This window comes from Streptomyces sp. NPDC088147 (assembly GCF_044741565.1).
Taxonomy (GTDB): Bacteria; Actinomycetota; Actinomycetes; order Streptomycetales; family Streptomycetaceae; genus Streptomyces.
The window spans coordinates 943,922-967,324 of record NZ_JBIUSY010000003.1; the positions used below are offsets into that span (position 1 = coordinate 943,922).

Here is a 23,403-nt window from a genome sequence, read left to right on the forward strand (position 1 = left end):
GAGGGGAACGTGTCATGAGAGTCATCGCCGCCGTCCCGTTCGCGTCCGTCCTGGACACCTTCGCGCGGGCGCATCCGCTCGACCGCGCCCACGAGGCCAACACCAACGACGAGGCCGAGGAGCACATCCGCAACGCCGAACTGTCCCTCGGGTCGTGGCGACGGGTGCTGCTCGACCGGGACGATCTGCTCCGCGTCGTCCTTCCCTGGCATCTGGGCGAGGGCGGCGAGCGGGAACTGATCCCCCAGTCCGGGCTGACGGTCGCCGAAGCGGTGGTGCGGCTGGACGCGGTGACCCGGCCGGATGCGGCGGGCGGCGCGTACGCCCGTACGAACCCGGTCTGCGCCCGCAAGCTCGCCGGCCTGGCCGCCGCGCCCTTCACCCCGCTCTTCCTCAGCACGCGGGCGGTGCCCGGCATCGACTACGCGGGACTGGTGGTACGGGAGGGGCTGATCCATCTGGACGGGCTGCACCGGGCACTGGCGTGGGAGCGCGCGGGACGCCTCACGGCCGGTACCCGGATCGAAGCCTTCCTCGCGTACGAGGAGGGTCTCGCGTACGAGGAGGGCCAGGGCCACGGGGAAGGCCAGGGCCACGAGGCGAGCCGGATCCACGAGGCGGGCCTCGCGTACGAGGAAGGCGGGGCCTACGCGGAGGGCCTCGCCTACCGGCGGGACCAAGAGTCCGGACACGCCTCAACCGCGGCCGACGTACGGCATCGCGCTGGGCAGGACGGCGACGGACTGGACATTCACGCCCACGGGTAGGTTCGCCATGACCAGCACCATCTCGACCACATGCCGTACATCCATCGTCGGCTCCACCCGCAGGGTGCCGTCCGCCTGCCGGACCGCCGGCTGCTCCCGGCCCACCGGTGTCACATTGCCGATGTCGATCTGCCCGCACGAGATGTCGTGACGGCGGCCGTCCAGCGAGAGCGAGCGCGTCAGTCCGGCCACCGCGTGCTTCGCGGCGGTGAAAGCGATCGAGTCCGGCCTCGGGACCTGCGCGGACGGGGCGCCGTTATTGATGATCCGGCCACCGCGCGGGGTCTGGTCCTTCATCATCCGGTACGCCGCCCGCGCGCACAGGAAGCTTCCGGTGGCGATGGAGTCCATGACGCGGTGCCAGTCCTCGACCGAGACGTCCTCGGTCGGTGTGTACGGCATGGTGTCCGCCGCGTTGTTGAAGAGGAGATCGATACGTCCGAAACGCGTCGCCACCTCGTCGAACAGCCGCGCTACCGAGTCCCCGTCCGTGATGTCGGCGGGCACCGGTACGGCGCGCGCCGCGTCCGCTCCGGCCAGCGTCGCCGTCTCCACGAGCGGGTCTTTCCGCCGCCCGGCCAGGACGACCGTCCAGCCGTCCGCCAGCAGTCCCAGCGCACAGGCGCGGCCGATACCGCTGCCCGCGCCCGTGACGACCGAGATCTTTTCGGCCAATTCAGCGGATTCAGTCATGCCGGACTTCCTTTCGCCGCATTCTGGATCTCCGCAGCGAGTCTGGACACCGTCCGCGATCCCGGTCAAGGCTGCGTGAAAGCCGAAGAGTTGTTCCCAGTGGGCGATGGCGCCCCGGACAGGAGTGACATATGGCCCGGCAGGATTTCTCCGGCGTTCCCGATTTCTCCGGGGCGCCGGCCGGAGCGGCGGCCCGGACCGTACCCGCTCTCGGCGGAACCGCCACGAGCAGCGCTCTGTTCGAACGTGCCAAGAAGTCTCTCGCGGGCGGTATCAGTTCCTCTTCCAGGCTGACTTCCACCGGCCCGCATCCCTACCCGCTCTATATAAACGGCGGTTCCGGGGCGCGCATTCGGGATGTGGACGGAAACGAGTACATCGACTTTCTCGCCGCGTACGGAAGCGCCGTTCTCGGCCATGCCCACCCCGCGCTCACCGACGCGCTGACCGGAGTCCTCGCCAACGGCCCCATGTTCGGCACCTGCAATGTGCCCGAGGTCGAACTGGCCGAGCTGATCCGCGCGATGGTCCCCTGCGCCGACCTGGTCCGGTTCGCCAACTCCGGCTCGGAGGCGGTCCAGGGGGCCGTACGGGTCGCCCGCGGCCACACCGGACTCTCCACGGTCCTCAAGTTCGAGGGCCACTACCACGGGTGGTCGGACACCCTCGCCGTCTCCAACCGGCCGCCCGAGGCGGCGGCGGGCCCGTACGCCGCCCCGCACTCCGTCCCGCACTCCCCGGGGATCCCGGAGGGCGTCACCGGCGATGTCGTCGTCTGCCCCTGGAACGACCCCGACGCGCTGCGCGCTGTACTCGACGCCCACCGCGGCCGGCTCGCGGCCGTCATCTGCGAACCCATCGTCGCCAACAACGCCTGCACCATGCCCGCCCCCGGCTATCTGCGGCTGCTGCGCGACGAGTGCACCGAGCGCGGGATCATCCTGATCTTCGACGAGGTCTGCACCGGCTTCCGTACCGGTCCGGGCGGCGCGCAGGCGCTCTTCGGCGTCGTCCCCGATCTGGCCGTCTACTCGAAGGCCCTGGGCGGTGGACTGCCCATCGCCGCGTTCGCCGGCCGTCACGAGGTGATGGCGGCGCTCGCCACCGGCCGGGTGAAGCACGGGGGTACGTACAACGCCTCGCCCCTCTGCGCCACGGCCGCGCTGGTCACGCTCCGCACGCTCGCCGACCCGGCCGTCACCAAGAGGATCGACGACACCGGGCAGCGGATTATGGAGGCCGTGCGCCGTGCGGCCACCGACCACCGCGTCCCCTGCGCGGTGCAGGGGGTCGGCGCGATGTTCCAGGTGGTGTTCTCGGACGACGGCGCCCCCACCCGCCACTACCGCGACACCCTCCGCCTCGACCAGCGGCGCTACGACACCTTCCGGCACGAGCTGCTGCGCCGCGGGATCCACACCAACGCGCACGGGCTCGCCTGCTGGTTCGTCTCGGCCGCCGTGACCGACGACGACACGGACCGGACGTGCGCGGCGATCGACGAGGTCTTCGCCCTCCTGCGCTGAAGACAGGCCCTGGCTCGGCCGGTCGTGATCCGCGGGTGTGATCCAACCGACAGCCCCCGCGGAAAAGAAGCGGGTCCCAGAGGCTGCGGACAGGGCGAGATCGACGCACTCTTGGGCCTATGAGTGATGCACCGATCGTCGTCCACCGGGCGTCAGGGACAGGCGGGCGGCGGGTCACGGTCCGTGGGCGGATCATGGGGCTCGCCCACTCCGACGACCATCTGATCGAATTCCTGCGCCTGGCGGGGCTGCCGGACGCCTGGGAACTGCTGGACGACCCCTCCTGGGTGGAGTGGCAGGGCGGTCCCGCGCACGAGTACACCGTGGTCTGAGCCGGGGTGGTGCCTGCCCACAGGGGGGCCTGGCGGTCCTGTCGACACCGTCAGTCCCAACCGGTCACCCGGTCCCGCCCGGTCACCCAGTCCCGCCCGGTCACCCAGTCCCGCCCAGCGACCCAGCCCCACGCAGCCCCACAGTCCACTCAGTCCCACCTGCCCCGTCAGCCCTGGTGGTCCGCCCGTTCCGCCGCCCGTTCCGCCGCTCGTTCTGACCGTTCCGCCGCCTGATCCGCCTGATCCGCCCGTTCCGCGTGGTCGGCCCGTTCCCTCTGCTCCGCCGCGATCGCCGTCAGCTGCGTCAGGTTGTCGATCCGCCAGTCCGCCGCCTCGATCACCTCCGGGTCGTCCGCCCACAGATAGCCCCACGGCCCCCGCCGCAGATGGGCGGCGCGCAGGCCCGCCTCCCGGGCCGGGAACAGGTCGTACGCGGGATGGTCGCCCACGTACACCGTCCTGTCGGGCGCCGCTCCCGACGCCTCGATGACGTGCGCGAAGAACTCCTGCGACGGCTTCTCCGCGCCCCACTCACCCGAGGTGGCGACGAGATCGGCGGGCAGATCGAGGCCGCGCAGCAGTTCTCCGGTCCTGACGGTCTGGTTGCCCGCGAGGACGACGCGGACGCCGAGGGCCCGGAGGCTCGCCAGGGCGGGCCGTACATCGGGATAGAGATCGGACTCGTCGAGATGGTCGCCGCGTCCGGCGGCCTCCCGGGCGCGGTACGCCTCGCCGACGTCCATGCCGGGCTTGATGAGGCGGAGGGCGTCGGTGTGGTCCCGGTTCTGGACGGTGGCGGCGCCGACGAGCGCGGAGATGGTGTGCCGGGGAATGCCCAGCCAGTCGGCCCAGGACGCCCAGTAGCGGTCGTCGCGGACGAGGGTCTCGCCGACGTCGAACACGATGGTTTCAATCACCGGTGTAAGCGTAGGGGGACACGCTCTGCCGATTGTCAGTGGCTGGCCGTAGCCTTGCTCCTATGTTCGCTTCCTCGTCCACTTCTTCCCCCGCTTCCGGTGACGGCGACTCGTTACGCGCTGTCAGGTCCGCCGCTGTCGTCAACGCGGAGATCCGTGCCCTGTGGGCGCGCGCCGGTGGCGCGCTGCCGCCCGCCGAGCAGGAGCGCTACCAGCGGCTTCTGGTGGAGTGGGCCGCCGCGGTCCGCGCCGATGTCGTCGAGGCGGCCTAGCCCGTCCGTGCGCCGCGTGGTGATGATCTTGCTCCGGATGGCGTAGAGTTGCATTCAACGGCGCGGGGTGGAGCAGCTCGGTAGCTCGCTGGGCTCATAACCCAGAGGTCGCAGGTTCAAATCCTGTCCCCGCTACTGGAAGAAAACGAAGGCCCGGATTCCTGGTGAATCCGGGCCTTCGTCGTGTCCGCCCGCGCGCCCGGACCGGCTGCCGTCCCGCCCGCGCCGGGCCCGGATCCCGGCTCCGCCTCGCCGACGCACGCTTCGCCGTCGACCATGACAAGTACGGTGAAGGTACGGCTGTGCTCGACCGGAACGCCGTGAGGGCGTACGCCGAGCGCCAGCCGACCGACTGATCGGGTCCGCCGGCCAGCCGGCGCGCCGGAGTATCGGCCGCCCGGCGGGTCCGCTCGCCGTAGCCCACTCGGCGGACGGCGAGTCGCCACCCAGGATGGCAGCGGCCAGCCTGGTGGAGCGCGGCACCGTCCGCAGCAGTCGGCGGACCGGGCAGGAGACCACTGGTGTGGAGACTGAGGAAGCTCGGAAAGGGCATCGGCGGCACAGACCGGCGGGCGGCTGACGACGGCGGTATCTGGTCCGGTCGCGGAACGGGTTTCTGGACGGCCGGCGACAACGTCCGCGGCGGCGGCCGGTATGCGGGAGGGCGCGGCCGTACCGGACGCAGGCTGGTGCGGGTGCTGCCCGTGCTGGTGATCGTCGCCGGGGTGATCTTCGACCTGGTGACCCCGACGCGCGTCACCGCGTCCCCTCTCTTCGCCGCGGCTCCGCTGGTCGCCGCCCCGTTCTATCCGATGGCCGGCACGCTCGTCATCGCCCTCGCCTCGCTGATCGCCGAGGTGGTGCTGCACATCCACGCGGACACCCAGTTCCAGGTGGAGTCGATCAGCGAGGTGCTGACGGTGGTGGTCGTGTCCCTGCTGGCGCTGTACATCAACGGTGTCGTGCGGCGCAGCGGTGAGCGGCTGGCCTCCGCCCGGATCATCGCCGAGACCGCCCAGCGCGCGGTGCTGCCCAGACCCGCCGAGCGGATCGGGGGGCTGCGGATCGCCGCGCGGTACGAGGCGGCGCAGGAGGGCGCCTTCATCGGCGGGGACCTCTTCGCCGTACAGGACACGCCGTACGGGGTGCGGCTGGTGGTCGGGGACGTACGGGGGAAGGGGCTGGACGCGGTCGAAGCGGTGGCGGTGGTCATCGGGTCCTTCCGGGAGGCCGCCGAGCAGGAGAGTTCGCTGGAGGCGGTCGCGCAGCGGCTGGAGCGGGCCCTCAGGCGGGAGGGGACGCGGCAGGACGCGCTCGATGTCTTCGAGGGGTTCACGACGGCCGTACTCGCCGAGATCCCGCACGACGAGGGTGTGGTGCGGCTGGTCAACCGCGGCCACCCCGAGCCGCTGCTGATGTGCGGCGACGGTGAGGTGCGGATGCTCGTCTCGACGGATCCCGCGCTGCCGCTCGGGATGAGCGAACTGGGTACGTGGCCGGACCGCGCCGAGCAGGCCCCGTATCCGGAAGGCGCGACGCTGCTCTTCTACACGGACGGGCTGACCGAGGCGCGCGATGCCCACGGGGTCTTCTACGTCCCGCGCGAACGGCTCGACGGACGGGTCTTCCAGGGGCCCGACGAGATGCTCCAGGCGCTCATCGACGACGTGCGACGGCACACGGGCGGCGGGAGCCAGGACGACATGGCGCTGCTGGCGGTCAGCCGGCCCTCGGAGGGTGAGCCGGAGCGGCGTATGACCATGCCCCTGGTGCCGTGAGACGGCCGGGAGCCGTCACCTGATCGCCGCCTGATCGTCAGCTGATCGCCGGATGGATCGATGGACAGATCGCGGGACGGATCGATGGACAGGTCACTGGACGGATCGCCCCGGATCGCCGGGCGGATCGCCCCGGTCGCCGGACGGATGAGCCCGGCCGGACGCCTCGCCACCGTCCGTAGTCGAGAGGTATCCCTCCGCATAACATTTGACACACCGTCAGAAAAGCCAGCCGTCCTGACGGGCCATCAACTCGTCCGATTGCGTTCCCGTCTGTCCCGGTACGTCCGATGCGAAGTCGTTAACGATCACCCGGAACAGCTTGGAATAAGGCCCGGGTCTCTATTAACGTTCGATAACGCAGCGCGGTCGTCCCAGCCGTCGCAAGAGATGGCACCGTGCGCACGCGCCGAATCCCGCAAGGGAACCGGGGAACCACCAATTGGGGTGAATCGGGTGTCTTGTGCCGCCTTGTGCGGTGGGAGCACTCGTAGGAGACCTTCCTGCTCCGAACCCGTCAGCTAACCCGGTAGGCGAGAAGGAAGGAAAGGAGTACGCCTCAGTGGCGTCCAACAAGCCTGCCCCCGAAGCCCTCTTCGAAACGCGCTCCCACGGCGACGCGCCGGACAGGGCATGGGGGGAATGGAATCCCACCGAGGAGTCCATACGGCCCGTACGCGGCCGGCACCGCGTCGCCAAGCAGCGCGGACTGGCCCGTAGCTCCACCGTCCTCGGCGTGGGCGTCATCGCCGCCGTCGGCGCGGGCGGCATCGCCACCGCTCAGGACAAGCCCGCGGTCTCCATATCCCTGCCCGACGCGATCGCGGACAATCTCCCGGACGCCAAGTCGCTGCCGGGAATGGGCTCGCTCGCCTCGGACGACTCCGACTCCGAGGTGCTCGCCGCCCCGCTCACCACCGCCGGGCTCACCGCCTCGGACACCGAACAGGGCGCCACCGACGCGGGAGAGGCGCTGCGCGCCCGTATCCTCCAGCAGGCCGAGGCGCAGCAGACCGGCGCCGACGCGGCGCAGAAGGCAGCTGCGGAGTCGGCGGCGGCCGAGAAGGCCGCGGCCGAGGCCAAGAAGCAGCAGACCGAGGCCGAGAAGAAGATCGAAGAGGCGAAGAAGAAGGCCGAGGCGGAGGCCAAGGCCAAGGCGGAGAAGGAACGGCTGGCCAAGCTGGCCGCCAGCTACGCGATCCCCACCTCCTCGTACACGATCACCTCGACCTACGGTCAGGCCGGCTCGCTGTGGTCCTCCGGCCAGCACACCGGCCTGGACTTCGCCGCGCCGACGGGCACCCCGCTCAAGGCCGTGCACAGCGGCACCGTCACGTCGGCCGGCTGGTCCGGCTCGTACGGATACCGCACGGTCCTGGAGCTCGACGACGGCACGGAGATCTGGTACGCCCACCAGTCCTCGATCAGCGTGAGCGCCGGGCAGAAGGTCAGCACCGGCGAGGTCATCGGCAGGGTCGGCGCGACCGGCAACGTGACCGGCGCCCATCTGCACCTCGAAGTCCACACGCCGGGCGGCTCGGGCATCGACCCGATGAGCTGGCTGCGCGGCAAGGGCCTCAACCCGTAGACCTCGCCTCCACGGGGTCTCCACCGGCCTTCTCCACGGGCCCGCGGGCGCGTGGACCAGCGGGCCCGCAGGCTTTCCGGTCCGCGGACCAGCGGGCCCGTGGGAATTTTCCCGCGGGTATTCCCCCATACGGCCCATATCGGTGCGCGGAGCGGAATAGGGCGGCTTCCTCGGGGAGTTGCAGCCGCCTATGACCGCTCTGCGCCCACTGGGCTCTTCCGATCTGCACGTCTTCCCGCTCGCCCTCGGCGGCAATGTCTTCGGCTGGACCGCCGACGAGACGGCCTCGTTCGCCGTCCTCGACGCGTACGCCGCCGCGGGCGGGAACTTCATCGACACCGCCGACCTGTACTCCGCATGGGTGCCGGGCCACCAGGGCGGTGAATCCGAGACCGTCATCGGCAACTGGATCGCCTCGCGCGGCAACCGCTCCGAGGTGCTGGTCGCGACCAAGGTCGGCGGGCACCCGCAGTACAAGGGGCTCCGGGCGGCCACCATCAAGTCCGGCGTCGAGGAGTCGCTGCGCCGGCTCCGTACGGACTACATCGACCTCTACTACACGCACTTCGACGACCCCGAGGTCCCGGTCGAGGAGATCGTCACCGCTCTCGACCAGCTGGTGAAGGCCGGCAAGGTCCGCGCGCTCGGCGCCTCCAACATCAGCGCGGAGCGGCTGGCCGCCTCGCTCGCCTTCGCGGAGCGCGAGGGGCTGGCCCGCTATGTGGCGCTCCAGCCGCACTACAACCTGGTCTCGCGGGACACGTACGAGGGCGAGCTGGAGGACACCGTCCGGCGTCATGGCCTCTCGGCCGTGCCGTACTTCGCGCTGGCCTCGGGCTTCCTCACCGGCAAGTACCGTCCCGGGACCACGGTCGACAGCCCCCGTGCCGACCGCGCGGCCGCGTATCTGGAGTCCGAGCGGGGCACCAAGGTCCTGACCGCGCTGGACCGGATCGCCGGGGCGCGGGGCGCCGAGGTCGCGACCGTCGCGCTGGCCTGGCTGGCGGCGCAGTCGACCGTGGTCGCACCGCTCGCGTCCGCGCGTACGACCGAGCAGCTGCCCGCGCTGCTGGCGGCGGCCACCCTTGAGCTGACGGCGGAGGAGCTGGCGGAGCTCACGACGGCCTCCGCCTGAGGCCCTCGTCCGGCAGGTTCCTCACCGGCCGGGCTTCTCACCGGCCAGGCTTCTCACTGGCCGGGCTTCTCACCGGCCAGGCTTCTCACTGGCCGGGTTGCTCATTGGTCAGGTTGCTCATTGGCGGTACGGGTTGTAGCCGTCGTAGTCGATGTACGGCGGCGGCACCCGCACCCGGCCGGTGGCCCGCGCCGCATAGGTCAGCGCGGGCCCGGCTATCTCCCTGCGCTGCCACAGATGGTGCAGCAGCTCCTGCTCGCGCTCGACGAAGTCCGGGCCCACCGCCCCGCGGTGGGCCCGGTGGCGCAGAAACGCCAGGGACGTCGCGAACGCCTCGTACTCGCCGACCGATCTGGCCGCCCGCGGGCCGTGCGTACGGCCCGCGAAGTCACGCGCCATGGTGCGCGCCCGCATGGAGGAGAGCGCGAGGGGCGCGGCCGGGGTCAGCCAGCCGGCCGCGGCGTACGCGGGAAGCTCGGACCCGATCGTGCGCAGCTCGCGCTGGCGGCTCCAGATCGCCAGCCAGGTGAGCAGGGCGAAGACCGGCACCATGAACACCCCGTACACCACATAGAAGCCGTACGGGCCGAAGACCGCCCCCGATCCGTTCCACAGCGCGTGCAGGCCCATCGCCAGGGCCAGACCGAGCAGCGGCAGGGCGAACCGGCGCATCCTCTGGCGGCGGGCCGCCGTCGCCGCCAGCCCGAAGCCGATGCCGGTGAGCACGGTGAAGAGCGGATGGGCGAACGGTGACATGACGACGCGGACGAAGAAGGTCGCGGCCGTGACGGAAGCCAGGCCGGAGTTGCCCAGGTGCTGGTCCTCGCCGAAGGCGCTGCCGAGATAGAGGATGTTCTCGGTGAAGGCGAAGCCCGTGGCGCTGAACCCCGCGATCACGACGCCGTCGACGAGCCCGGTGAAGGCCCGTCTGCGGAAGAGGAAGATCAGCAGGATCGCGCCGGCCTTGGCGCTCTCCTCCACGACGGGGGCTATCACCGTGGCACCGAGCGATTCCGCGCCCGCCGGGTCGGCGGTGGCGGTGGCTATCCACTCGGTCGCGAACGAGTTCGCGATGATCGCGACGAGGGCGGCGGCGAAGGCACCCCATGCCAGGGCGAAGACCAGATTGCGCCAGGGGCCCGGCTCGACCCGGTCCAGCCAGCGGAAGGCCGTGATGAGCAGCGGCACGGGCAGGACGGCCAGACCGAGGCCCACCAGGAAGCCCTGCGTGCCGGTCTGGTCCCGGACGAGGGCGAGGATCACCAGAGCGCAGAGGACGAGCACCGTGATCACGGCCCCCACCCGTACCGCGCGGCGGCGCCAGAACGCGCGGCGCGGCCGGTAGCGCCTGCGGGCGGGCTCCGGCACGGCGGCCCACAGCTCACCGAGCCGCTGCTGGCGCTCGTAGACGGGGATCGCCGGACGCGGACCGGGCGGCTGCGGGGACGGTTCTGACACCCAATGACCCTAACGAGGGGCACTGACACCTGGCGATGGTGCCCGCGTCACCGCCTCGGGTGACGCGAGCCCGGGTCCGTGGCTAACCGTGAGCCCGGGTCCGTGGCTTACGTGAGCCGGGGTACGTGGCTCACGCGAGCCCGGGTACGCGGCGGAACAGCAGGTCGTGCACGACATGGCCCTTGTCGAGCCCCTGCCCCTCGAACCGGGTCAGCGGACGGAAGCCGGGCCGTGGCGCGTAACCGCCGTCCCGCTGGGTGTTCTCGAAGTCCGGGTGCGCGGTCAGCTCCGCCAGCATCTGCTCGGCGTACGGCTCCCAGTCGGTCGCGCAGTGCAGCACGGCCCCCGGCTTCAGCCGGCCCGCGGCGAGCGTGAGGAACTCCCGCTGGATCAGCCGCCGCTTGTGGTGCCGCTTCTTGGGCCAGGGGTCGGGGAAGTAGATCCGCAGCCCGGCCAGTGACTCGGCCGGCAGCATCTCCCTGAGCAGGATGATCGCGTCGCCGTTGGCCACCCGGATGTTGGCCAGACCGTTCTCCTCCGCGAGCCGGAGCAGATTCCCCTGGCCAGGGGTGTGCACATCGACGGCGAGGATGCCGGTGCCCGGGTCGGCGGCGGCCATGCGCGCCGTTGCCTCGCCCATCCCGAAACCGATCTCCAGCACGACCGGCAGCCCGCCGAACATCTCGTCCGGGTCGAGAACCCGCTGCCCGTCGATGTCCATGCCCCAGTCGGCCCACATCCGCCGCAGGGCCTCGGCCTGGCCGGTGGTGACGCGGCTCCGGCGCGGCTGGAAGCTGCGGATGCGCCGCTCGAAGTGGGATCCGGCGGGGTCGGCCGCGGGGCCCGTGCCTTCGGGAAACATCCGGCTCATGGTGCGGTTCTCGGCCATCTCGTTCGTCTCGTTCACAGTGCCTCCGATTCTACGGAGGCCCGGATCCTGCCAGGGAGCCCCGAGCCCCGAGCCCTGGGATGCCCGGATCCTGGGAGACGCCCGCGGCTCAGTCCTCCGCCAGCCCCGCCAGCACCCGCCGCGCGACCTCCCGGCCGATGGGCAGCGAGGCGGTCGCCGCCGGGGACGGGGCGTTCAGGACATGCACCGTGCGCGGGGTCTGCCGGATCAGGAAGTCGTCCGCGAGCGTGCCGTCGCGCAGCACCGCCTGGGCCCGTACGCCGGCCGCCGCCGGGCGCAGGTCCGCGTCCGTGACCGCCGGGAGCAGCCGCCGTACGGCCGTCGCGAAGGCGCGCTTCGAGAGCGAACGGTGCAGCTCACCGGCGCCGTACCGCCAGTGCTTGCGCGCCGTGCGCCACGAGCCGGGCCAGCTGAGGGTGGCCGCCAGCTCGCCGGGGTGTACGTCCGACCAGGTGTAGCCCTCGCGGGCCAGCGCCAGGACCGCGTTCGGCCCGACGTGGACCCCGCCGTCGATGGAGCGGGTCAGATGCACGCCCAGGAACGGGAACGCCGGGTCGGGCACCGGATAGACCAGGCCCCGTACGAGATCCGGCCTGGCCAGCTCGTAGTACTCGCCCCGGAACGGCACGATCCGCATCCCCGGGTCGTCGCCCGCGAGCCGTGCCACCTGGTCGCACTGGAGCCCCGCGCAGTTCACCAGGGCCCGCGCCCTGACCACCGCGCCGGCGGCCGTACGGACCGCGACGCCCCAGGGGCGCCGGTCGATGGCCGTGACCTCGGATCCGTACCGTACGGACGCGCCCGCCGCCCCGGCCGACTCGGCGAGCTGCTCGGCGACCGCGACGAAGTCGCACACCCCGGTCGTACCGACCTGGATCGCCGCGAGACCGCGCACCTGGGGTTCGTACTCCGTGATCTGCGCCGGGCCCAGCTCCCGCACCGGAATGCCGTTCTCCCTGCCGCGCTGGACCAGGGCGTGCAGCCGGGGCAGCTCGTCGCGCCGCGTCGCGACGATCAGCTTGCCCGTGACCTCGTGCGCGATGCCGTACTCCGCGCAGAACTTGACCATCTCGGCGGAGCCGCGCACCGCGTACCGCGCCTTGAGCGAGCCGGGGCGGTAGTAGACGCCGCTGTGGATCACCCCGCTGTTGTGGCCCGTCTGGTGGCGGGCGGGGCCCGGCTCCTTCTCCAGCACGACGACCCTGGTGCCCGGAGCGGCGCGCGTGATCGCGTACGCCGTCGAGAGACCGACGATCCCGCCGCCGATCACCAGCACCTCGCAGTCGAAACCCACGCGTCCGCGTCCGCTCATGCGCGCCACCTCCCACCCCGATAGTGCACTGGCCCGCCGGAGACGCGCTTAAACCACCGCGATCGAACCGTTGACCGGTGGACATGTGTGTCATGCCTCGCGGACAGGTCCCGGCCGGGTGCCCGGGATCAGGCGGGCGCCACCAGCAGGGGCCGCGCGCGCTCCCGCAGCTCCACCACCCGGGGCTCGTCCCCGTACGGCTCCAGGCGGTGCAGCAGATCCCGTACGTACTCCGTGGTACGCGCGGAGGAGATTCGGTTCGCCACTTCCACGGCCCGCGTGCCGGCCGCGCAGGCCGCGTCCAGATTGCCCGACTCCAGCTCGGCGACGGCGCTCACCACCAGACGTAAGCCGTGCGAGCGTACGAACTCCTCCGTCGGCCGGGACAGCGCCTGCTCCGTGAACTGCCGTACCTGGCGCGGTGCCTTCAGGTCGCGGTAGCACTCGGCGGCGTCGGCCGCGAACCGGTCGTACGAGTAGAAGCCCAGCCACGACGGATCGGCGTCGCCGTCCCGGGAGCGCTCCAGCCAGCCCTCCGCCGCCTTCAGCGCGGCCCCGGCCGCGACCGCGTCGCCCGCCTTCGCGTGCGCGCGCGCCTCCACCAGCCGGAAGAAGCTCATCGTGCGGGCGGTGGCGAGACCGCGGTTGCGCTCCAGCGCCGCCTGGGCGAGATCCACGCCCTCGTCCGCGAAGCCGCGGTAGGTCGCCTGGAGCGACATGGAGGCCAGCACATAACCGCCGAGCGGTACGTCGGCGGCGGCGCGGGCCAGCCGCAGCGCCTGGATGTAGTAGCGCTGCGCGGCCTCCTGCTGGCCGGTGTCGAAGGCCATCCAGCCGGCCAGCCTGGTCAGTTCGGCGGTGGCCCCGAAGAGCCCCCGGCCCACCTCGTCGCTGTACGCGCCGAGGAGCAGCGGCGCCGCGTCGACCCGCAGACACTCGGGCACCATCGACGAACGCCAGTCCCCGCCGCCGTACTTGGAGTCCCAGCGCCGGGCGTCCGAGGCCGCCTCCCGCAGCTTGGCCACATCGCTGTGGCCCACGCGCAGCGGCGTGACCTCGCCTGTTCCCGAGGCATCGACGGCCCCCCCGCTCCCGCCATGCGCTCCCTGCGCCGCCTCCGCGACCGCCGCGTCACGGGCGACCGAGGAGTCGGCGGGTGTTATCAGCCACCGGGAAGCGGGTGTGGCGTAAGCGCTCACTGCGAAGGATCCGGCCAGCGACTGCCAGATGCCGCCGCTGCCCGCGCGGCGGCCCGCGAGGTCCAGCCGGTACAGCTCCGTCGCCGCGCGCACCGCCTCCCCCACGTCGCGCGGGAAGGCGAGCCCGACCTCGGGGGCCGGGTCGGCGTCCGCGAGACCGATCTCATGGAGTGGGACGGGACGTCCCAGCTTCGCTCCGATGGCGGCGGCGATGAGATGGGGCGCCGCACCCTGCGGAACCATCCCCTTCGACACCCATCGCGCCACGGAGGTCTTGTCGTAGCGGAGTGTCAGGCCGCGTTGCGCCCCGAGGTCGTTGACCCGCCGGGCGAGGCCGGCGTTGCTGATTCCCGCGAGGGCGAGAACGGTTCCGAGCTTTTCGTTCGGCCCGCGTAGCTCTCTGGACATGCGTCACCCCTCGGCACACAGACGCCCGCCGCTTCGCGGCATAGGCGCGCGGCATTCGTAAACCCAGCGTAGTTCGCCACATCCCGACCGTTAAGGGGCGGAGTTCCGGATGGCGGGATTGTTGTCCGTGCGATGATCGCGCCGCACGCCCCCGGGCGGCACGCCGTGCTCCGGCCGTGCAGCGCGCGCCCGGCCGTGCGCTCTTGGCCCCGGCGGAGCGGGAGCGCTTCCATGAGTCCTGCGTGGGTCGGCCCACTGCGTACTGGAACCAGTGGGCTGGGGGATCCCGCCGCCCCAATCCCCGCGGGCGGTGGATCAGTCCGGGAGGCGGGACACGCCTCCCGGACTGAACGTTTACCGGCGTCCAACTGACACGCCGGGTCCGGAGATTGGCTGAATGCTGTCTGTCCGCGGAGCGCCACATCTCCGCCAAATGGCCAATGCCAGGGGCGCATTCGCATTCCCACCCGCGCTTCCGTAGGCCCTCCTGTGCGCTGTTGTCATGGCAGCATGTTCCCGAACGGCTTCAGCTCAAGCGTTTCCAGCTTGGTCTGGACTTGTCCACAGGCTGTGGAGGCGGCGATGCGCTGGTTGGTGGGATGGAGCAGTATCGCCGCGCGTTTCGGTACGGCAGGGGCCGTCGGCCCGGTCGGTGACGGCTCCGAGAGCGGCAGCGTGCATCCCGTCGGATCCCAGCTCCTGTGGGGCGACCCGGATCCGCTGTGGGCCGTGGGCGACTGGCGGCCCGACGAGGTCAGGGTCGTCACCGTCGATCCCTTCACCCGGCTCGCCGTGCTCGGCTGCTGCGGGGCCACCGACGAGGAGCTGCGGGTCGGGCTGTTCGCCGCGCGCGGCGGCGCCCTGCGCCATCTCACCGCCTGGCCCGGCAGTTACACGGCCGTCGCCCAGATCGGCCGCCGCATCACCGTCGCCGGCGACCTGGCCGGGGCCCGGCCCGTCTTCTACACGCCGTGGGCGAACGGCACGGCGTACGCCACCGCCGCCCTGCCGCTCGCCGATCTCATCGAGGCGCAGCTCGACATCGGACATCTGGCCGCGCTCCTGGCCTGCCCCGAGACCCCGGAGGCGCTGCGCGACACCACCCCGTACGACGGCGTCAAACGCATCCCGCCGGGACACGCGCTCGTCCTGCGCGAGGGCTCGCGCGAGATCACCGGATACGAGCCGGTCGCCTCCCTCGCCGTCGCGGGGCCCCAGCGCGACCCGGACCGCGCCGTGGAGGGCGTACGGGACGCGCTCATCGAAGCCGTACGCGCCAGGCTGCTGGCGCCGCGCCACGCCCCCGAGACCCTGCCGCCCGATCCCGGGCCCGTACCCGGCATGGGGCCCGCGGACCGGCGCGCCGCCCGGGGCGGGCCCGTCCCCGGCATCGGCGCCGACCTGTCGGGCGGCAGCGCCTCCGGCACCCTCGCGCTGCTCGCCGCCGGGCTGCCCGGGGCGCCGGGCACGATCCTGGGGCACGGCACCGGCGCGGGGGAGCGGCTGCTCGCCGTCACCTTCAACGATCTGTCCGCGGGCGGCCGTGACGAAGCCGAACTGGAACGGGCCCGCGTCATCGCCGCCAACCCGCGGCTGCACCACGTCGTCGTCGCGGGCGGTGAGGAGGCCCTGCCGTACGCCGAGTTGGAGGGCCCGCTCACCGACGAACCGGGGCCGTCCCTCGTCACCGCGGAGCGGCACCGCCGCAGGCTCGCCGCGGGCAGCGCCGACCACTTCACCGGGGCCGGCGCCCGCGAGGTGCTCGACGCGCATCCGGCGCGCCTGGCCGATCTCCTGCTCGACCGGCGCAGACGCCATCTCCTGCACCCGGTCAGCGCGCTCGCCAGGGCCGAAGGCCCCTCACCGGCCTCGCTGTTCATCCCGCTGACCGTCTACCGGGCGGCCCGCCGGCTGGCGCGTACGCCGTACCGCACCGGTCTCGAAGAGGCCGCCGCCCGGCTCCCCGAGGCCAACAGAGGGGTGCTGACCGCCGCCGCGATCAGCCCGCTGGGGGCGTCGCTGGCCGCCCTCACCTGGTCCAGGCCCGGCCCCGCCGCCCGCTGGCTGACGGGGGAGGCGCTCGCGGAAGTATCGGTTCGCCTGATGTCGGCGTCGACCCGGCCCACCTCCGTACAGCGCCCCGGCGAGGCCCGCGCCCGCGCCGCGCTCGCGCGCCACGCCGCCGACCACCGCGTCTTCGAGCAGGCCGCGGAGATCCGCAGCCAGCGGCTGCACGCCCCGTTCCTCGACAACCAGGTGGTACGGGCCTGCCGCGATCTGCCCGAGGCGCTGCGGGTCCAGCCGGGCGCCCGCGCGGATGTGCTCCGTACGGTCCTCGCCGGGGCCGGTATCCACGACCTGCCGCCGGGCTGGGGCGCCACCTCCCGGGACGGCGCCGCCGCCGCGACGCGCGTGGGCCTGCGCGCGGCGATCGGCGAGCTGATCGACCTCTTCGACGCACCGCTGCTCGCGGACGCGGGCCTGGTGGAGGCCCGGGTCGTACGCAAGGCGCTGCGCGCGGCGGCCGAGGGCGAGCCGGTGCCCCTGGACGGGATCGCGGACCTGGTCTCCACGGAGCTGTGGCTGCGGCGGCTGCTGTCCCGGCGCGGCACCTGCTGGACGGGGACGGCGGCGCCGCGCCAGCGCGCGGTGGCGGGCGGCGTGATCCCACGGCCGACGCTGCACCAGTAGGGGCGCCGCACCAGTAGGGGCGCTGTACGAGTAAGGGCGCCGCATCGGTAGCCGGGCGAGGCGGCGCGGGGCCGGGCGAGGCGCCGGGGGCGGGCGCGGGGCGGCGCCGGGGGCGGGGCGGCGCCGGGGGCGCGGCAGAGGTCTGTGTCAGGTCCGTGTCAGGCGTCTTCCGCCTTGTGGCAGGCGTCTCCCGCTGAGGCGGCGCCGCTCCGGGAGAACCCGTCAGCCGTTGTCAGACCCTGCGGTCACAATGGGCCGCGTGCGGTATCTCATCCTTGGCGTCACGGAGGTACGTGACGGACACGGCGGGAGCCTGCCGCTGGGCGGACCCCGGCTGCGGGCGCTCCTCGCCGCGCTCGCGCTGCGCCCCGGCAGGCCCGTCGCCGTCGGGGAGCTGGTGGACGAGGTGTGGGGCGGCGAGCCGCCGCTGGACGCGCCCGCCGCGCTCCAGGCGCTCGTCGGGCGGCTCCGGCGCGTCCTCGGCAAGGAGGCGATCGATTCGGTCCCCGGCGGCTACCGGCTCGCGGCCGTGCCGGACGACATCGATCTGTACGTCTTCGAGCGGCTCACGCGCGAGGGGGCGGAGCGGCTCGACGCGGGCGATCCGCGGAGCGCCGCCCACACCCTGCGCGCGGCGCTCGCGCTCTGGCGTGGGGCGGCGCTCGCCGATCTGCCCGACCGGGACCGCGGCGTACGGCCCGAGGCCCAGCGGCTGGCCGCCCTCCAGCAGCGCATCGAGGCCGATCTGCGCCGGGGCGCCACGGCCACGCTCGTACCGGAGCTGAGGGAGCTGGCCGCGGACCACCCGTACGACGAGCCGTTCAGGGCGCAGCTCATCCGGGCCCTGTGGGCGGAGGGCCGGCAGGCCGACGCGCTCGCGGCGTACGAGGACACGCGCCGCGTCCTGGCCGACGGGCTCGGCGTCGACCCCGGTCCCGAACTGACCTCGCTGCAAAGGGAGTTGCTGGCGGCCACCGGAGCGGGCACCGCCTCACGGACGGCGGACGACCCCGCCCTCCGGGCCGCCGCCGATGTCTCTGATGTCGCCGACATGCGGCTGGTCGCCGACATCCCTCTGGCCGCGGACATCCCGGTGGCCGCCGACATCCCCGTGGCCGCGGACATCCCCGTGGCCGCCGACATCCCCGTGGCCGCGGACATCCCCGTGGCCGCCGACGTCTCCGTCGTCGCCGATCTCGCCGGCCGTGCGCCCGCGCCCGCCGGGGACAGCCGCGAGCCGCCCGGCAATCTGCGCCCCCGTCTGACCTCGTTCGTCGGCCGGGAGCGCGAACTCCACACCATCCGTGCCGATCTGCGCCGCTCCCGCCTCGTCACCCTCACCGGCCCCGGCGGTTCCGGCAAGACGCGCCTCGCCGAGGAGTCCGCGCCCCGGAACGCCTGGCTCGTCGAACTGGCCCCGCTGGAGCATCCCTCCGCCGTCCCCGGCGCCGTACTGAGCGCGCTCGGACTGCGCGAGACCCAGCTCGCCGCCCGCGACGGCCGCCCCGCCCAGAACGATCCGACCGCCCGGCTCATCGAACATCTCGCCCGCAGCGGCACGCTTCTCGTCCTCGACAACTGCGAGCATGTGATCGGCGCCGCCGCCGCCCTCGCCGAGACACTGCTCACCCACTGCCCCGGCCTCCGTATCCTCGCCACCAGTCGTGAGCCGTTGGGGGTGCCGGGGGAGTCGGTGCGGCCGGTGGAGCCGTTGCCGCCGGATCCGGCGCATCGTTTGTTCGCGGAGCGGGCTCGTGCGGTGTGGCCGGGGTTCGACGCGGCGGGGGATCCGGCGGCGGTGGCGGAGATCTGTCGTCGTCTTGACGGTCTGCCGCTGGCGATCGAGCTGGCGGCGGCGCGGTTGCGGATGCTGACTCCGCGTCAGATCGCGGACCGGCTCGATGACCGTTTCCGGCTGCTGACCAGCGGGAGCCGGACGGTTCTGCCACGCCAGCAGACGCTGCGCGCGGTCGTCGACTGGTCCTGGGACCTGCTGGACGAGCGGGAGCGTACGGTCCTGCGCGAGGTGTCCGTCTTCGCGGGCGGCTGGGATCTGACGGCGGCCGAGGGCGTGTGCGGCGGAGGGGCGGGCGTGCCCTCCGGCAGGACGGCGGGCGGCGTGGTGGGCGCGGGCGGCGCGGTGGGCGCGGTGGGCGCCCTGCCGGGCCGCGCGTCGCCCGGCGCGTTCCCCGGGTCCTCCGGCCGAGCGTCCCCCGACTCGCCCCGTGCCCCCGACGCCCCCGATGTCCCCGGTCTGCTGGGCGCGCTGGTCGACAAGTCCCTCGTCGTCGCCACCCCGGCCCCCGGCCCCGGCGGCGCGATGCGCTACCGCCTCCTGGAGACCATCCACGAGTACGCCACGGAACGTGCCGCCGAGACACCTGCCGTACGGTCCGCCGCCGAGCGCGCGCACACCGCGTACTTCACCGCTCTCGCCGAGGAGGCCGAGCCCCGGCTGCGCTCCGGGGAGCAACTCCCCTGGATCCGCCGCCTGGAGATCGACCTCGACAACATCCGGGCCGCCCTGCACCGAGGCGTCCTGGCGGGCGACGAGGAGACGACGCTGCGGCTGGTCTTCGCCACGGGCTGGTTCTGGTGGCTGCGCAACCACCGCACCGAGGGCCTCGCCTGGGTGGAGTGCGCGCTCGGCCTCGGCCCCGAACCGGCCGGCCCCGACGACCCCCGGTACTGGCCCCGGATGCAGCTCCAGGTGCTCCGGGTCTTTCTCGCCGGTGAGAGCGGCCAGACCGAGAAGCTCCGCACCGACCCGCACCACCGGGAACTCATCCGGCGGATCCGCGAGGTCTTCGGCAGACCGGGTCCGCAGTCCGCCCGCTTCCCCGGGCTCCTCTGGGGACTGATCGTCCACGGCAGCGACGAGAAGCTGGACATCCGCGCCGCGATGGACGCGTCCATCGCCAACTGCCGTGCGTACGGCGGTGACTGGGAGACGGGCGTGCTGCTGATGGGCCGTACGCACATGGTCGTCGACATGCCCGGCGGACTGGAGGGCGTCGATCAGGACCTGGCCGAGCTGCGCGAGCTGAGCCGACGCGTCGGCGACCGCTGGATGCGTGCCCAGGTGGCGAGCGCCGTCGGCGAGGCGGGCATGGCGCGCGGACGGTACGAGGAGGCGCGGTGCGCGTACGAGGAAGCGCTGCGGTTCGCCCGCGAGGTGGGGGCGCACGCCGAGGCGCCTTTGCTGCTCGCGCGCCTGGCCGAGCTGGCGTACCGCGCCGGTGACACGGCCGCCGCGGAGAGAAGACTCGACCGCGCCGCCGAGGAGGCCGAGCGCCATCAGGTCCAGGACGCCCGCGCCGTCGTCCCCTTCATGCGGGCGGTCTTCGCCCTGGACCGGGGCGAGGTCTCCCGGGCCAGACTGCTGCTGGACGAGGCGAGGTCCGAGAGCGAGCGCGGCACACCACCCCCGCTCTTCGCCGCGGTGGTCTGCGCGCTGGACGCGCGGATCGCCGCGTACGAGACGAAGGGGCCGGTGGCCGCGGCCCGTGCGCTGGCGGCCGTGCTGCGTGCGGCGAGGAAGAGCGGGCTGACGGACGCGATCGTCGCCCAGCTCGCCGAGATGGCGGCCCCGGTGGTGCTGCTCGCCGGTGATCCCCGCGTCGCCGTGCGGATCCTGGCCGCCGCCGGGACATGGCGGGCGGGCTGCCCGCGCTCCGTACCGGAGCTGACCGAGGCCCGGCGGGTCGAGACGCGCGCCCGCGCGGAGCTGGGCGCGCGCGAGTACGAGGCGGAGCACGAGGCCGGACGTGTCCTCACCCCCGCCCAGGTCGCCGAACTGCTGGAGCTGCCCGGCCACGCGCCGGCCCCGCCGCCCCTCCAGGCCCAGGAGCCCGAGCGCCACGGACGGCCCGACGAGCGCCACGGACGGCCGGAGGGACGGGACCGGGCCGACGGGGAGAACCGGGCCGACGGCTAGCAGCCGCGCGCTGGTCCGGGGGCGCTGGTCCGGGGGGCGGTGGTCCGGGCGCTCGTCAGGGCGCCGAGCCGTCAGCGGCAGCTGATCCGGGACCGCGCCCAGTCGGCGAGCGCCACCACGTCGAACGGCGTATGCGGCTCGACCACCAGCCGGATGGTCTTCCGCCCGGCGATCCCCACATCCACGGGTACGGCGGCGTCGCCCCCGCTCAGCACGGGCGAGCGCCAGAGCCGCGTCCCGTCGCCGTACAGCGAGAAGCGCACGGAACCGAGCCCCATCGTGAGATCGTCCACGCCGACCAGGGCCGCGTAGCGGGAGCAGCTCCGGTTGAGATCGATGGTGACCGACGAGGCGGAGTGCATGGTCACGCCATGGCCGTAGCGGGTGCCGCCGATCGACACGCCCGACCGCTGCCAGAGCCAGCCACTCGCGCCGAGCCGTACCTCCGGTTTGGAACCGTCGCCGAGGGGGCCGAACGCCAGTTGGTTCACCTGGAAGTCGGCCGGGGCCGGGGGCGGCTTCGGGCTGGGGGGCGGCTTCGGCGCGGGCGGCGCCGGTGGTTCCGGTTCCGGTTCGGGCTTGGGCGGCGGCTTCGGGGCGGGGGTCCGTGACGGAGTGGGCTTCGGCGAGGGGGAGGGCTTCTCGCTGGGCCGGGCGGTGGGCGTCGGCGCGGGCGGGGGCGGCTTGGGCGCGGCCGTTTCCGGCGGCTCGGGCGACGGGGACGGTTTCTGCGGTACGAGGGGCTGCGCGACCGGCGGCTTGGCTTTGGGGGGCCGGTCGGGTTCGGAGTTGTTCGCCAGCGCGAAGACGAGACCGGCCGCCGCGGCGACGGCCACCAGGCCGCCGATGCCGGCCTTCGCCGGGGCGCCGAGCCCCTCGGCCGCGACGGCTCCACCGCCCGCGCCACCAGCGGCCCCGCCCGCTGCCCCACCGGCTGCCCCGCCCGCGGCTCCGCCGGCTGCCCCGCCGGACGCTCCGGCGGCGGCGCCTCCCGAGGCGCCGGTCGCGGCAGCGGCGGCACCGGCGCCCGTCGCGCCCACGGCGGCGCCCGCCACGATCCCGGCCGCCTTCAGCGAGTAGCCGGCGGCGAACCAGCCGATCACCGCGATCGGCAGGACCACCAGGGCCGGGATCTCGGCGTTGAACTGGGCCAGCTCACCCGCCGCGAGGCGGCACTTGACGCACTCGTCCAGATGCTTGCGCAGCCCGCGTTCGGCACGCATCCGCAGCCCGCCGCGCGCATACGCCCCGAGCCGGTCCGCGTACCGGGAACAGTCGCCCTCCGCGATGAGCGCGGAGTTCACATGGGCCTGTAGATACGCCTGCTTGAGACCTTCGCGCGCCCGGCTGGCCAGCACGGCCGTGGCATTGGCGGACAGCCCGAAGAGCGGCGCGACCTCGCTCGGCGACTCCTCCTCCACCGTGGTGTGCCAGAGCACGGCCTGCCAGCGCTCGGGCAGGCTGCGGAACGCCTGCATGGCCATGGACTGCTCGGCCTCGCGCATCGCCAGGACGTCCGCGCCCAGATCGAGGGCGTCCGCGTCCGAGACCTCGGAGGCGCGCACGGCCTGCGCCGCGAACACCGCGAAGTCCTCGACCAGTTGCTCCCGTTTCGCGGACTTCGCCCAGGAAGCGGCCACGCGCCGTACGGTCGTCATCAGATAGGCGCGCACCGCCTGCTCGGGCCCGGCCCCGCCCCGTACCGCCTGCAAGGTACGGGCGAACACCTCGGCCGTCAGGTCTTCGGCGGTATGCGCGTCACGGCAGCAGGAGCGGGCGTAACGGCGCACCGATTGCGCGTGCCTGCGGAACAGCTCCTCGTACGCGTGGTCGTCGCCGTCCCGCATCCGCTGGATCAGATCGGCGTCCGACAGGGGCCGCCCGGCAGCGGGCAGTTCGAGTGTCGGCTGATCGACGGACCGATCCGCGACCGGTTCTGCGGGCTGCTCCACGGAAGAACCGCTGCTCCGTTCACGCTGCGGGGGCACGCTGGTCTCCGCCTCCGTGGGCCCGTTCGCACCGGCCGGACCGACGGCGCCACCGGTCGACGGACGCGGCGCACTGGCCCCGGCGCCCGAACCATCTGAACGGCCCGGAACACTCGGACCACTCGGACCACCCGGACCACCCGGACCACTCAGGACACCTGGACCACCCGGACCACTCGGGACACCCGGACCACCGCGATCCGCGCGCCCTCCCGAACTCCCGGGCTTCGGAGTCCTTTTGGGGCCGCCCTGGCTCGGCACCTGCCGTGCGGACGTCCCTTCGGGTCCCGTACCGCCCTCCGTAGCGCCGCCGGTTCCGCCGCCTCGAAGCGGCTTGTCCCGTCCGTCACCCTTCATCGCGGAAGCCCCCGTACGCACCCCTCTGACCCGAACACCGGGCCAGCGTGCCACAGCGCGCCGCGCCGCCCGGGGCCTTCGTGCCCGGCAACCACTCATCCGGGGCGGTTTCCCAGACGATCGCTTTAATCTTCA

The 23,403-nt window shown here is 73.1% G+C and carries 16 protein-coding genes, 1 tRNA gene and 1 riboswitch; of the genes, 10 read left to right on the top strand and 7 right to left on the bottom strand.

What is annotated here, in order from left to right:
* Window positions 1-14: 14 nt before the first annotated feature.
* Complete coding sequence (locus ACIOGX_RS15105) at window positions 15-767, top strand: DUF6309 family protein (protein ID WP_401913311.1); 753 nt, start codon at window positions 15-17, stop codon at window positions 765-767.
* On the opposite strand, the gene ACIOGX_RS15110 is transcribed toward ACIOGX_RS15105, so the two are convergent.
* On the bottom strand, window positions 696-1,460 hold the full coding sequence (locus ACIOGX_RS15110) for an SDR family oxidoreductase (RefSeq protein ID WP_401913314.1): 765 nt from the start codon (window positions 1,458-1,460) through the stop codon (window positions 696-698). The two genes, ACIOGX_RS15105 and ACIOGX_RS15110, sit on opposite strands and share 72 nt — an antisense overlap.
* A 131-nt stretch (window positions 1,461-1,591) precedes the next feature.
* On the opposite strand from ACIOGX_RS15110, the gene ACIOGX_RS15115 reads away from it, so the two are divergent.
* Together ACIOGX_RS15115 and ACIOGX_RS15120 are read left to right on the top strand one after the other, a co-directional pair.
* Window positions 1,592-2,986 carry a glutamate-1-semialdehyde 2,1-aminomutase gene (locus ACIOGX_RS15115; RefSeq protein WP_356509382.1) on the top strand — a complete coding sequence of 465 codons (1,395 nt, stop codon included), beginning with the start codon at window positions 1,592-1,594 and terminating at the stop codon, window positions 2,984-2,986.
* Window positions 2,987-3,105: 119 nt separating this feature from the next.
* Window positions 3,106-3,318 carry a hypothetical protein gene (locus tag ACIOGX_RS15120; RefSeq protein WP_356509384.1) on the top strand — a complete coding sequence of 71 codons (213 nt, stop codon included), beginning with the start codon at window positions 3,106-3,108 and terminating at the stop codon, window positions 3,316-3,318.
* 167 nt (window positions 3,319-3,485) lie between these two features.
* Here the strand turns inward: ACIOGX_RS15120 and ACIOGX_RS15125 are convergent, their stop codons facing one another.
* Window positions 3,486-4,232, bottom strand: a complete 747-nt coding sequence (locus ACIOGX_RS15125) for an HAD family hydrolase (RefSeq protein ID WP_401913437.1) — start codon at window positions 4,230-4,232, stop codon at window positions 3,486-3,488.
* Window positions 4,233-4,297: 65 nt separating this feature from the next.
* On the opposite strand from ACIOGX_RS15125, the gene ACIOGX_RS15130 reads away from it, so the two are divergent.
* The 5 genes from ACIOGX_RS15130 (at window position 4,298) to ACIOGX_RS15150 (ending at window position 9,008) form a co-directional block, all read left to right on the top strand.
* A complete protein-coding gene (locus ACIOGX_RS15130) occupies window positions 4,298-4,507 on the top strand; it encodes a hypothetical protein (protein WP_356509386.1) in 210 nt (69 codons plus the stop codon).
* A gap of 61 nt (window positions 4,508-4,568) precedes the next feature.
* Window positions 4,569-4,642 (top strand) — tRNA-Met (locus ACIOGX_RS15135).
* A gap of 455 nt (window positions 4,643-5,097) precedes the next feature.
* Window positions 5,098-6,285 (top strand): PP2C family protein-serine/threonine phosphatase, encoded by a 1,188-nt coding sequence (locus ACIOGX_RS15140; RefSeq protein WP_383965662.1) that lies wholly within the window; start codon window positions 5,098-5,100, stop codon window positions 6,283-6,285.
* A 397-nt stretch (window positions 6,286-6,682) separates the two neighbouring features.
* Window positions 6,683-6,836: riboswitch (cyclic di-AMP (ydaO/yuaA leader) on the top strand.
* A gap of 11 nt (window positions 6,837-6,847) precedes the next feature.
* Window positions 6,848-7,873, top strand: a complete 1,026-nt coding sequence (locus ACIOGX_RS15145; RefSeq protein WP_401913319.1) for a M23 family metallopeptidase — start codon at window positions 6,848-6,850, stop codon at window positions 7,871-7,873.
* 190 nt (window positions 7,874-8,063) lie between these two features.
* Window positions 8,064-9,008, top strand: coding sequence for an aldo/keto reductase (locus ACIOGX_RS15150; protein WP_401913322.1), 945 nt, complete (start codon window positions 8,064-8,066; stop codon window positions 9,006-9,008).
* Between the two features lie 117 nt (window positions 9,009-9,125).
* Here ACIOGX_RS15150 and ACIOGX_RS15155 read toward each other — a convergent pair whose 3' ends face one another.
* The 4 genes from ACIOGX_RS15155 to ACIOGX_RS15170 form a co-directional block, all read right to left on the bottom strand.
* A complete protein-coding gene (locus ACIOGX_RS15155; RefSeq protein ID WP_356509392.1) occupies window positions 9,126-10,466 on the bottom strand; it encodes a PrsW family intramembrane metalloprotease in 1,341 nt (446 codons plus the stop codon).
* 130 nt (window positions 10,467-10,596) lie between these two features.
* Window positions 10,597-11,355 (bottom strand): tRNA (guanosine(46)-N7)-methyltransferase TrmB, encoded by a 759-nt coding sequence (gene trmB / locus ACIOGX_RS15160; RefSeq protein ID WP_401766145.1) that lies wholly within the window; start codon window positions 11,353-11,355, stop codon window positions 10,597-10,599.
* Window positions 11,356-11,464: 109 nt separating this feature from the next.
* On the bottom strand, window positions 11,465-12,688 hold the full coding sequence (gene lhgO, locus ACIOGX_RS15165; protein WP_356509394.1) for an L-2-hydroxyglutarate oxidase: 1,224 nt from the start codon (window positions 12,686-12,688) through the stop codon (window positions 11,465-11,467).
* A 128-nt stretch (window positions 12,689-12,816) separates the two neighbouring features.
* Window positions 12,817-14,295 carry an MFS transporter gene (locus tag ACIOGX_RS15170; RefSeq protein WP_129769960.1) on the bottom strand — a complete coding sequence of 493 codons (1,479 nt, stop codon included), beginning with the start codon at window positions 14,293-14,295 and terminating at the stop codon, window positions 12,817-12,819.
* A 582-nt stretch (window positions 14,296-14,877) separates the two neighbouring features.
* Here ACIOGX_RS15170 and ACIOGX_RS15175 point away from each other — a divergent pair.
* Entirely contained in the window at window positions 14,878-16,986 is a 2,109-nt protein-coding gene (locus tag ACIOGX_RS15175) for an asparagine synthase-related protein (RefSeq protein ID WP_356509397.1), read from the top strand.
* 259 nt (window positions 16,987-17,245) lie between these two features.
* A complete protein-coding gene (locus tag ACIOGX_RS15180) occupies window positions 17,246-20,923 on the top strand; it encodes an AfsR/SARP family transcriptional regulator (RefSeq protein WP_401913327.1) in 3,678 nt (1,225 codons plus the stop codon).
* A gap of 71 nt (window positions 20,924-20,994) precedes the next feature.
* Here ACIOGX_RS15180 and ACIOGX_RS15185 read toward each other — a convergent pair whose 3' ends face one another.
* Window positions 20,995-23,268: a sigma-70 family RNA polymerase sigma factor gene (locus ACIOGX_RS15185; RefSeq protein ID WP_401913330.1), complete on the bottom strand. Its 2,274-nt coding sequence runs from the start codon at window positions 23,266-23,268 to the stop codon at window positions 20,995-20,997.
* Window positions 23,269-23,403: the final 135 nt, after the last annotated feature.